This window comes from Lacticaseibacillus camelliae DSM 22697 = JCM 13995 (genome assembly GCF_001311195.1).
Taxonomy (GTDB): domain Bacteria; phylum Bacillota; class Bacilli; order Lactobacillales; family Lactobacillaceae; genus Lacticaseibacillus; species Lacticaseibacillus camelliae.
Window position 1 is genome coordinate 22,763 of sequence record NZ_BBAJ01000020.1, and the last position, 10,124, is coordinate 32,886.

The 10,124-nt window shown below is 52.3% G+C and carries 11 protein-coding genes; 7 read left to right on the forward strand and 4 right to left on the reverse strand.

Annotation, left to right across the window (positions count from 1 at the left end; genetic code table 11):
- From JCM13995_RS05465 to JCM13995_RS14355, 7 genes are all read left to right on the forward strand, one after another.
- A complete protein-coding gene (locus JCM13995_RS05465; RefSeq protein ID WP_054663343.1) occupies nucleotides 1–1,071 on the forward strand; it encodes a C40 family peptidase in 1,071 nt (356 codons plus the stop codon).
- A 14-nt stretch (nucleotides 1,072–1,085) separates the two neighbouring features.
- Complete coding sequence (locus JCM13995_RS05470) at nucleotides 1,086–1,706, forward strand: hypothetical protein (RefSeq protein WP_054663346.1); 621 nt, start codon at nucleotides 1,086–1,088, stop codon at nucleotides 1,704–1,706.
- 103 nt (nucleotides 1,707–1,809) lie between these two features.
- Complete coding sequence (locus JCM13995_RS05475; protein WP_054663349.1) at nucleotides 1,810–2,538, forward strand: hypothetical protein; 729 nt, start codon at nucleotides 1,810–1,812, stop codon at nucleotides 2,536–2,538.
- Nucleotides 2,539–2,848: 310 nt separating this feature from the next.
- A complete protein-coding gene (locus JCM13995_RS05480) occupies nucleotides 2,849–3,103 on the forward strand; it encodes a hypothetical protein (protein ID WP_054663354.1) in 255 nt (84 codons plus the stop codon).
- Nucleotides 3,100–3,543, forward strand: coding sequence for a hypothetical protein (locus JCM13995_RS05485; protein WP_054663359.1), 444 nt, complete (start codon nucleotides 3,100–3,102; stop codon nucleotides 3,541–3,543). The genes JCM13995_RS05480 and JCM13995_RS05485 overlap by 4 nt, the downstream gene beginning before the upstream one ends.
- Nucleotides 3,536–4,792: a MobP2 family relaxase gene (mobP2, locus tag JCM13995_RS05490; RefSeq protein WP_156314339.1), complete on the forward strand. Its 1,257-nt coding sequence runs from the start codon at nucleotides 3,536–3,538 to the stop codon at nucleotides 4,790–4,792. Before JCM13995_RS05485 ends, mobP2 begins: the two co-directional genes overlap by 8 nt.
- Nucleotides 4,793–4,843: 51 nt before the next feature.
- The gene (locus JCM13995_RS14355; protein ID WP_156314340.1) at nucleotides 4,844–8,170 is read left to right on the forward strand and encodes a DUF3991 domain-containing protein; all 3,327 of its coding nucleotides are present in this window, start codon (nucleotides 4,844–4,846) and stop codon (nucleotides 8,168–8,170) included.
- Nucleotides 8,171–8,356: 186 nt separating this feature from the next.
- Here the strand turns inward: JCM13995_RS14355 and JCM13995_RS05500 are convergent, their stop codons facing one another.
- The 4 genes from JCM13995_RS05500 to JCM13995_RS05515 all read right to left on the reverse strand — a co-directional run bounded on the left by JCM13995_RS05500 (nucleotide 8,357) and on the right by JCM13995_RS05515 (nucleotide 9,698).
- Nucleotides 8,357–8,743 carry a type II toxin-antitoxin system PemK/MazF family toxin gene (locus tag JCM13995_RS05500; protein WP_054663366.1) on the reverse strand — a complete coding sequence of 129 codons (387 nt, stop codon included), beginning with the start codon at nucleotides 8,741–8,743 and terminating at the stop codon, nucleotides 8,357–8,359.
- Complete coding sequence (gene mazE, locus JCM13995_RS05505; RefSeq protein WP_054663376.1) at nucleotides 8,730–8,954, reverse strand: type II toxin-antitoxin system PemI/MazE family antitoxin; 225 nt, start codon at nucleotides 8,952–8,954, stop codon at nucleotides 8,730–8,732. The genes JCM13995_RS05500 and mazE overlap by 14 nt, the downstream gene beginning before the upstream one ends.
- A 129-nt stretch (nucleotides 8,955–9,083) precedes the next feature.
- On the reverse strand, nucleotides 9,084–9,434 hold the full coding sequence (locus tag JCM13995_RS05510) for a hypothetical protein (RefSeq protein ID WP_054663369.1): 351 nt from the start codon (nucleotides 9,432–9,434) through the stop codon (nucleotides 9,084–9,086).
- Nucleotides 9,435–9,446: 12 nt separating this feature from the next.
- Nucleotides 9,447–9,698 (reverse strand): hypothetical protein, encoded by a 252-nt coding sequence (locus tag JCM13995_RS05515; RefSeq protein ID WP_054663372.1) that lies wholly within the window; start codon nucleotides 9,696–9,698, stop codon nucleotides 9,447–9,449.
- Between the last annotated feature and the right edge of the window lie 426 nt (nucleotides 9,699–10,124).

Genomic DNA, 10,124 nt, shown 5'->3' on the forward strand with positions numbered 1-10,124 from the left:
ATGAAGCAATCCACGACTATGCGGCGCGTCTGGGCCGGGTGGCGTTGGCGTAAGTGGCTGGTGCCACTCGGCCTGGGTGCGGCGGTTCTTCTCCTGGGGCTGTCGCTGATGATTGGCATTCTCGCCAGTGTCGATGCGTATATGGGTCGAGAAGCTGAAGATGTGGCTGCTGACGCTGGGAGCGGCGGCTTGCTGACCAACATGGCTTTCGACGCGGCGGTATTTCATGCTGCCTGGGATAAAGGGTTCGGGCATGGCGTGCTGGCTAACCAGGAACAGTACACTATTGCCGCAGCGCAAAATGCAGGCGTCAATCCGGCGCTTTTTGCCGCCATCATGGCTAACGAGTCTGGCTGGGGCACCAGCCGTGCTGTCCGCGTAGACAACAATCCCAGTGGTCAGATGAGTGGTAACCAGGTGATTCACTTTAGCAGCATTGAGGCGGGTATCGACGGCACCGCAGCCACGCTTCACAACCTGGTCGTTGTGCGTGGGCTGAGCACTCTGACTGCTCTCCAACAAGCCTATGCACCAGTTGGGGCTGGCAACGATCCCGGAAATCTGAACTCCGGCTGGTTATCGGCCGTGACCTCTATCATTAAACAATTCATGACCCCGGCGGACGCAGATGCGCTGCTCACCGGCAAGGGAGCGAGCAACGCTAACGTCAAGATTATGGGAGACAAGATGAGCTACTTTGATCAAGCTTACGCCGCAGCAAGCGCACAGCTCGGCAAGCCTTACGTCTTTGGCGCGAACGTCTCCGGCGCAAACCCGACCGGATTTGATTGTAGTGGCCTGGTACAATGGGCGCTACGGAAGGCCGGAATTTCCTTGCCTCGTACCGCTCAGGATCAGTACGATGCCACCAAGCGGTTAAGCAAGAGTGAGGTGAAGGCCGGTGATCTGATATTCTTTGAGCACACGTATTCTGGGCCGCGTATCACCCACGTTGGTATCGTGCTTTCAAGTACGCAAATGATCAACGCAGCGGGCAGTAATGTTAATATTGCTACCTACACATCGTCATACTGGCAAGCACACTTTGCCGGCTTTGGCAGAGTCAAATAAGGAGGAGTTAGGAAATGGCAAATGGGAAAATCGTATTTGGGTTAGCAACCTGGGCAGTACTAGCCACCGGCGCAGCCGGGTTCGGATGGTACCAGGTTCATCAGGAAGCCTTAAAACCGCGCACCAATGTTGTGGTGAATAAAGGCGCTGGCAAGACGACGACCACGACGTCAACGCCGCAGGATTCCGGCACCTCGCAAGCTGAAAAAGCGGACGCAAAAGAGCTTGCCTCTTTGAAGGCAAGCAACGACACAATCACCAAACGCGCGAAGGCTTTCGTCACATTGCACACACAATTCTATGAGAATGCACGTAAGCAACACGACGATATTGAGGCCATCTCAACGAAGAAGATTGCCGACGACCTCGTGGTCGTTCCGACCGGCGGCATGGCCGCTGACAACTTCCGTTGGAGCACGACCTGGTACAACCGAGACGTGCAGATTCAGCCGGAAAACGGCAATGAACGCCAGGCAACTGTCCGGGTGGTATTCGATTTGAGCGGAGCCGGGAACACGAATCCACAGAAGCAGGACATCCTCTATCGCCTCACTTTTAAGGACGAGAAAATTACCGAGTGGAGTGAGTATGTTTACGCAGAAATGGAGCCTGGCGTGTCTATGAACCAACAGTAGAAGGGAGGAGAAGTGTTGAGTGCTTTTAGTTCAACAATCACGATGAGGCCACAGAATCGGGCCGAGAAAAAGTTCATCTATCTCCTCGCAGGAATCATCGTCGTTGTCGCCACTGCCTTTGCAGTGGCTTTTTTTATTTCCCAAAAGCAGCACAGCAAGTGGCGTAAAACCAGATCAGTCTTTTACCCAAGGCGACAACCAATTCACTTTCGCTGGGGCGTCACGCTACGCCAACAAAACGACGTATCAGTTGAACCTCTATGTGAAGGATAACCAGATTGATCCGCTGCAACCAATCACCGCAAACGTGCGCACTCGTAGTGCTGGTAATGGCGAAAAGCTACCAGCAAAACTGGTTCAGGTAAGCGAAGATTTCTACGCCTTGGTCGTGAAGAATGTACCTGATAAGCAGACGAGTCTGTACGTTGCCATTGGCACAAACAAGCAACTGAACGGCGGCCTTTCCATGTCATCTTCTCAGCCAATCAGTATCCAAAAGGTGACTCTTTCTGATCATAGTTCGACACCATCGAGTCGCGCATTGGAGCAGGAATACTTCACCTACATGGTTCATTTCTACGGCAAGCGCATCACTACCTACCGTCAGAAAGTGAAGGACGCTGACGCCAATATCGCAACGCTCAAGGCTACTTTGAAGAAGCAGAAAGCGTCGCTTTCCGTTCAAACCGGATCGCAAAAGGCCGCAACAAAACAGAAGATTTCGGACACCGAAACCTCGCTAAAGACGCAGAAAACCGAACGGGCATCTGCACAAAAATCAATTAAATCTGCACGCATTGCGCGCGAAAAGTACCAGAAGCAGTTGGAATAGCATGAAAATCCCCGTGGGTTTTTCATGGGTTATCGTGGGCCTTGCTGAAAATGCGTGGGCATAGGCCTTGAATCGTGGGTTTAGGTGTTTTGGGTCCGTGGGCGTAGCGGGCTATAACGTGGGTTTTAGGGCCTAATTCCGCTATCACCCAGAATCAACCCGCACTGCGGGTTCTATCACAATGTGATAGCAGATTTCTATTATGCTCTTTCAAATGGCTTGGGCTTTTCGCCCCAGCCAGACCTTTGAACCGCCCCGCCGCAAGCGGCAGTAGAAAGCAGTGCACCCTTATATGGAAGGAGGAGGCAACGTGGCAACTACAATCATTCGCAACATTCGTAGTGCAGATCTAGCGGTCATCGACGACGCTGCGTCAAAAAAAGGAGTCTCAAGAGAGCAATTCCTGAGACAACTGATCCACACCTCGGCGTCGCAATATTTCAGCGATCACGACAAGGAAAGCCTGGAGGAAACGTTGCGCAAAGCCGAAACGGTGATTGCGGAATCGACAAAAGCCATTAACAGTTTCGTCGCTGTTCTTGGCAACAAACAGGAGGGACTATGACAAAAGTTCGTAAGCACATCATGCTTGAGGACACCTCCAAGAATGGGTTGTCTTGGGAGTGGCTAGCCGACTACATGAAGGAAAATGGCATCCGTACGCTTGGTGATGGGCTGCAACATCTCTTTGTAGAATATCGGCAACTGCAACGGCAGGTCGCTGACCAAGAGAACCTTGCAAAAGCAATCGCCAAGGAGGTTAAACCTCAGCTCGATCCGATTCGTATTCGGACGGGCTATGTAGACAAGAACGTGCGTGTGCTCACTAATTTACTCAACTCGTATTTGATTATCAGTGGCATGGAAGACGCAATTCCGGTGACCGATGTTATGGCGGAATCTATTACCGCAACACAGAAGCAGGTCGCAGATCAAATCCATGCTTACCAGGTCGCACGCAAGGATAAGCTAACGAGATCGACGCGGGGTGATGGTGATGAGTAAGTCACCTGGCATCGTGACCGTAATGAAATTTGTCCCAGCACCCGACAAGAAGTTCAGCGGTTACGTGAACTATATGGATAGGCCGGACGCAATGCGCGGTGATCACTTCAAGGAATGGAACGTTAACCGTTTCGACGGCTACAACTATTACATGAATAACCCAGAAAAGAGTAAAGGGTTGTTCACGGCAGGTAAGGATTCTTTAACGCAGGAGGAACGCACCGAGCTGAAACGACAGTTTGCGCTCGCACAGAAAAACGGCTCGCTAATGTGGCAAACCGTGGTGAGTTTCGATAACCGGTTTCTCGCAGACCACGGGCTTTATAATCTGCAAAGCAAGCAGCTCGACCAGGAGAAAATACAACAGACAATTCGTAATGGCATGAGTGGTCTTCTAATCAATGAAGGTTTAGCCAACACGGCGGTGTGGTCAGCATCAATTCACCTCAATACTGACAACATTCACGTGCATATTGCGTTTGTAGAACCTGAACCAACGCGCCAGAGTATCCTGATTCATGATTCCGAAGGCCAGGTGAAAGAGGCAGCAAACGGTATGATAAAACGCTCGACTATTTCCGCCTTTAAGTCCTCAATCGCAAATGAGTTAATCAACCGGGATCAGTCGCTTGCTCGACTTTCCATCCTGATACGTAATGAGCTTCCGCAGCATGACTATGACTGGGGGAAGCTCCCGAACTTTGACTTGCTGCGGTTGTACCAACAGATCTACAAAGCGCTTCCTGACGATAAGCGGAAGTGGAAGTACAACATGAACGCGCTTCAAGAAGCGCGACCGCTGCTCGACGCGTTTAGCTCCAAATTCATGCAGCGGTATCACGCAAATGAGTTGCAAGAGTTTGATCAAGCGCTGAAGGCCGAGACAGATTTTCGCGAGGCACTGTATGGTTCTGGTCAAGAAGGTAAGGAAGCTGGTCGGGCCAAAGACTACGAACACGGTAAGTATGATGAATTGTACGCCAGGATGGGCAACTCGATCCTGAGCGAGATGAGAAAGACAGACGACGCGGTTTATAGGAAGGAGCATCCGAACGGGCTCTCCAACCACAAGGCCCAGCGAGGCCAGCCTAACCAGGGCATCTTCCAAGCCTTGTCGTCTATCCGCCGGGCGCTTTCCGGCGACATGAAGGCGCGTGCGAAAGCACAGCGCGACTATGAACGAATGCAGGATGAAAAAGAAGCTGACCGCCAGCGTCAGCAGAATCAGGGCTATGGCCCTGAACGATGATCGCAGCCAATCAGGTTGCGATTTTTTTGTGCTCAAAAGGAGGAATGACAGATGGCAACAGAAGCAACGATTGCACCGGTCACTGATGATCAAATTCTCAAATACTTGGCCGATATTGGCGATGAACTGACGACTAACCCGCGTGAAGGCATCTTTGTTTTGCGCAACGGCAGTATCATCAGTGGTCAATATGAAATGGGAACCCGTGGCGTCGATCACAACGACCTTCTCGGCCTTTTCCCAGGGCTGGATGTAACCGACGGGCACGTTGAACCATGGGGCCAGGTTCATGCCGCGACGGGCGTTGTACGCCTGGTCGCTGAGTCTGGAAAGGCACTGGTCATGGAAGGCCAGGATCTGACCGCAGCGCAGCGGAAGGTCGTACGTGATGGCAGTTATGAAGTGGTGGCGGCTACGCCAGCCGTCACCCTTGCACCAGCATCCAATCAGTCGCAGCCTCAACATTCAGAACAAAGAGACCCGGCATCAATCGTACCGGAGGTACCACACGCGGCGACAGGGAACCTGGATGAAATCATGATTAAATCTGATCAGGCCAGCGCATGGTGGTTCAAACAGCTTCGCGAACACGCCGGGCAAGCACTCAAGATTACCCAGGTAGACGCTAATGGTGAAGAGCGATTGTATGCAACACTGACGAAGAGTAGCCGCCCAGATGTAGATTTACAACTGACCAGTTTTGCTAAGGACGGCGGGCCACAGAGCCACCTGGAATTTAGCCAAAACACGCTGAAGGAATGGGAAAACAACCCGTTGCTGAGTGAGTTGCCGCATTCCTCGCCGGACACGCACTACCTGGCTAGCTGGGAAGAACAGACGGTAGAAAAAGCAAAACCAAAGTCCGCTAACAAGGGCATCACGGAGAAGATGATCTTGCATGCCAAGGCAGTTTCCATCCTTGATGTTGCCGCCAAGAATGGCGTGAACTTGGTACATGACGGAGGTGATTATTGGTCTTGGGATCAGCACGATTCACTGAAAGTGAATGCCCGAAAGAACCAATTCATTTGGAACAGCCGCCAGGTAGGGGGGTCAACCATCGACTTCATGATGAAGGTTGTCGGCGTCGATAACTTCCAAAAGGCAGTGACCGCATTAAACGACGACAGTCTCTCCACCACCAAAGTGGCTGCTGAAGACCGGCAACCGTTTAAGTACGACATTCAAAACTCTCAAGATTTCACCAAGGCTCGCGATTACCTAACGCTGGCACGCGGTCTAAATCCCTCGATTGTGGATCAGCTTCACCAGCGCGGCTTCATTCAACAGGACAGCAAGGGCAACGCGGTGTTTGTCTGGGCACATGATGGTGAGCGCGTTGGCGCTTCGATTCAGGGAACGACGATCGACAAGAAACGCAACGGCCCACGCGGTACCTTCAAGCAGATTGCTAAGAACTCAGAGCAGGACTACGGTTTCAACTTCTCCATCGGTCGGCCGAAACAACTGTACGTCTTTGAGTCGCCAATCGACGCGTTATCGTACTTGAGTCTGCACCCGCAAACAAAGGACACGATGTTCTTTGCGATGGATGGACTAAAGCCGCAGACCGTCACAAAAGCAATGGCATACTTTCATTCCCGCACTGGCGCCGTTCCCGAACGGGTCGGCTTTGGTGTAGACAATGACCCAGCCGGGCACCGCTTCTTTGATGAGATGATCAACAAACACGCTTTTGTGAACGTCAAAACCGGGGAGACCCTTCCATACGGGCACTTCATGGTTGATAACCTGGCAATTCCACAGGAACGCCTAAAGGTTCTGCAACAGCAGGCCGCCACCGCTGGTGTTCCATGGGAGCCGCTCGCCGCACTGGATAAAGTAGAAACCAACTTTCATGACGACAAGGAGGTCAACAACTGGTTTGGCCTGAAAGGCGGTTTCACTCACAGCGACGGAATGGCGGCCGGTGAAGCATATGAAGAGCGTACTGGCCAGCTGGCCGGTCTCATGCACGACCTGACCGGCCAAAATGGTCTGGATTATCAGGCGCTGGTCAAGCGCCTGGATCCGGCCCTCGATCCAACCATGCAACATGCAGTGATCACCAAGATAAAGTCATATGCTGGGCAGTACGAAAGGCTGGGCGTGAAACCGGTAAGGTATGAGATCAAAGATTGGAACGACCGACTGAAGCAGGTGCAAAACGAGAGCGGGTTTCCCACCCGCGTAATCGACCGGATTTATGCCAAGAAGGACGAAGAGAACGCACTGAAGGTGATTCAAGAACGGAACCAAGATGGTGACAATCGCTTAAAAGCGGTACAGGCGAATCAGCTCAATAAGGGTCTGTTTGAGGCTGACTCACCGCAGGAGATGGCCTACCTGATCAAGACCTATGGTTATAGCGCCGTTGATAAAGAAGACGAGCGAAAGTACCAGCAAGCACCAGGCGTCAAGGCAGAGGCATTGCAAAAGCAAGCTCCGGCATTAGCTCAGCAGCCCGCACAGCCGCCGCACAAGCAGCCGGACGATAGGGGGCCGGAAACAATGAAGACGAAGTATTTGGGCCGCCTCTTGACCTTGGGTGCGGCCCTGGTCGCACTCAGTGGCTGTAAGGCGGTGGATGGAATATCAAGCCTCCTCCCAGGAGCAACGGTGGAGAACAGTAAGGCCGACAACGCTTTAATCAAGACACCCTTCAGCATTAAAAAGTATCCGCAGAACTACATGGTGGTGAAGGACAACAAACCGGAGTTTGAGGGCGTGTTCGCGCGTACTGTTAGCCGTGACTTGAAGGAGCCTAGCTATATCACAGCGACGACTGATTACTCGACTCTTGATCGCGCCGGGAGAACCCAGGGCGTGACGGCAATCGTTACCTATCAGTCGATGATGTTTCACAACAGTAGTGTTGTCAGCCGGCCCGCCTTCCCAGAAGAAACGCGAGTTTCTGGCGAGTATTTGCATGCCAAATACACGGCAACGAAAGACTCAGTAGAGAAGGGGTGGCATGGCGGCATCAATAACAACCGCATTGTGCAACTCACGGGGTACCGGGGATACTTGTACAACAAGTCGCACCTGGTCGCCTGGTCACTCAATGGAGACATGCAAACCCACAACGTGATTCTTGGCACGCGGGCGCAAAATGTGGGCACCAACGACATGCGTAACCCTGGCGGCATGGCTTATCCTGAGACTCTCACACGAAATTACCTGCAAGCGCACCAGGACGAAGCGGTCGCATACCAGGCCATACCCATATATAGTGGATCGGAGTTGGTACCGCGTGGCGTACACGTGATTGTGCAGTCCCTCAAAAATCCGAACGGTCTGCGCCTGAACCTCTGGGTCTTTAACCAGCAGGCGGGCGTTAAAATCAACTATAAGACTGGGCAATTCAGCCTAAAATGATGACGACACCTGTTTACGCATGGTGAATGATTATGCTTCAAAATTGCATTAGTTCCGTCGCCGACGCGGGCGGCGGGGCTATTTTTTTTGCCCTATTTTGAGGCCGTTGCCGCATAGTTGTTCGCCGTCTCGCACAAAAACGCGTCAGAATCGCCTCTGACGACACCAAAAAAAGGCTGATATTAGTCAGCCTTTGACTGAGCCACGCTTCCGGGGTTCAGTAGCATTGATTACGTCGTTGATTGTTTGTAACGCTTGCGCCAGCGTGTCGGTTGCAACGGTCTCGATCCGCTCAAATCGCCGACGACGGAAATCAAACGTATGAAATTGAAGCGGGTTGATGTACCCTTCCGTTTTCTTCTGGTGAAGTGGAATGAGCAGTCCGGTGTCTCTGAATCGGTTGCTGTCTGCATGAGTAATCGGGCACACGACCGCAAGGCCCGTTAATTTTGCGTACTGGGCATTGCTGACGACTAGGGCTGGTCGGCGCTTCTGAATCTCCTTGCCAGCACTGGGGTCAAAACTGGCACTCACGATGTCGCCTTTGTGTGGAATGTACTCAGTCCCACTCACTATCCAGCACCTCCTGGTCACCCAGTACGTCGTTTTGCTTGAGGTCTGCTTTGAACCATTCACCTTCAAATGGGTTGCGGTGCTTTGGGGTAAAAACGATGGCTCCGTCGGCTTTACGTTGCACGTCAAATTCCTGTCCTTCTTCGACGCGAAGTTCCTTTGGTACTGTCAGCGTCACAGAGTTTCCAACTGATCTGGCTTTGACTGTCATTCTGAATCGCCCCTCTCGTATACACGTAGTATACACCTCGGCGGGTTTTCTGTCCATTATATCCTTCGGGGAACACGTTCAATCGTCATTAGCGCATAGAAAAAAAGCCGCCTCAACGGCGGCATCCTATTATTGTGCTTCCCAGAAAAAGTTGGCTGGCAGGTACTCGTCTCTCTCAACCTCGTTGAGTGCGTCCCACTCTGAAGCGGCCTTTCGCAAGATTCGTTTGATTTCCCGGCCTTCGTCCGCCACCATCTCTGCTTGCCACTGTGCAGTCGCCTGATTAGCGCCGGGGTCGGTAGACTCAGTGGCTGAAGTAAACGACAAGTCTTGAACAATACCATTGAAGATGACCTCTTCAGTTGAGGTTAGGCCCTGGTCAACGACGATGTTGTAGAACTCAGCATCAAGCAGATTCCCTAAACTTTCATCTTCGCCGTTATACGCTTCTACCAGCTTTGCAAAGGTTGCGATTTCCATTTTGGTTGCCTCCTAAAATGTCGAAACGTGAGCATCTTCGATTGCGTCAAGGATTTGGGTGTAATCAGATTTAGTTGATTGCTCATAGATTCTTGAGGAATAAGGTGATGTGACCGTGACCTGAACGCTGTCTTCTTTTTCAACGGTGCTGACGGCCACCAGTCCGAACACGTATAGCCCGCATCCATCGCCGCCGAACGTCTCGCCTTCCTCACCATAATCCGCTGTGGCCATCACGCTGTAAAAATCTGCTAGTGTTCTCATGTTTGCCCTCCTTGGCTTTTGCCCGACCTTCTACTGCGCATTTGCGCCTTTCGTTGACTCTCAACGTCGTAGCCGTAACACCGGGTTCCTGGAGCAAGCAAGGGTGGGCTGAGCGCAAAAAGTTTTGCCGGGCTTGCAAAAGTTTTTCGCCCCTTGCTGGCGGAAGGGTTCCGGTGTAGCCGCGCAGCGGCGGTAGGCGGAGCGTGAGAACCAATGAAAGGCGCCAGGTCTTGCTGGCAGATCGCCAGGCGCTGCACAGCAGCGCAAGCCTTTGAAACTACCCGTTCTTGGTAGTTTCAGGCCGCCGCGCGGCCGAGGGAGCTTCTGGAGGCGACAAACGAGTGCGGCTGGGTTTTGCCGTACCGTTTACTATGCTGCATCCTTTTGATCGTTCGCTTCGTGATCTGTGTTGCCCGGAGGGCGTGA

What these genes read in the sequence shown, in the direction of transcription:
- JCM13995_RS05465 (WP_054663343.1), top strand. Translation starts at nt 1, where the DNA reads ATGAAGCAATCCACGACTATGCGGCGCGTCTGGGCCGGGTGGCGTTGG.
- JCM13995_RS05515 (WP_054663372.1), bottom strand. Translation starts at nt 9,698, where the DNA reads ATGAGAACACTAGCAGATTTTTACAGCGTGATGGCCACAGCGGATTAT.
- JCM13995_RS05510 (WP_054663369.1), bottom strand. Translation starts at nt 9,434, where the DNA reads ATGGAAATCGCAACCTTTGCAAAGCTGGTAGAAGCGTATAACGGCGAA.
- mazE (WP_054663376.1), bottom strand. Translation starts at nt 8,954, where the DNA reads ATGACAGTCAAAGCCAGATCAGTTGGAAACTCTGTGACGCTGACAGTA.
- JCM13995_RS05485 (WP_054663359.1), top strand. Translation starts at nt 3,100, where the DNA reads ATGACAAAAGTTCGTAAGCACATCATGCTTGAGGACACCTCCAAGAAT.
- JCM13995_RS05470 (WP_054663346.1), top strand. Translation starts at nt 1,086, where the DNA reads ATGGCAAATGGGAAAATCGTATTTGGGTTAGCAACCTGGGCAGTACTA.
- mobP2 (WP_156314339.1), top strand. Translation starts at nt 3,536, where the DNA reads ATGAGTAAGTCACCTGGCATCGTGACCGTAATGAAATTTGTCCCAGCA.
- JCM13995_RS14355 (WP_156314340.1), top strand. Translation starts at nt 4,844, where the DNA reads ATGGCAACAGAAGCAACGATTGCACCGGTCACTGATGATCAAATTCTC.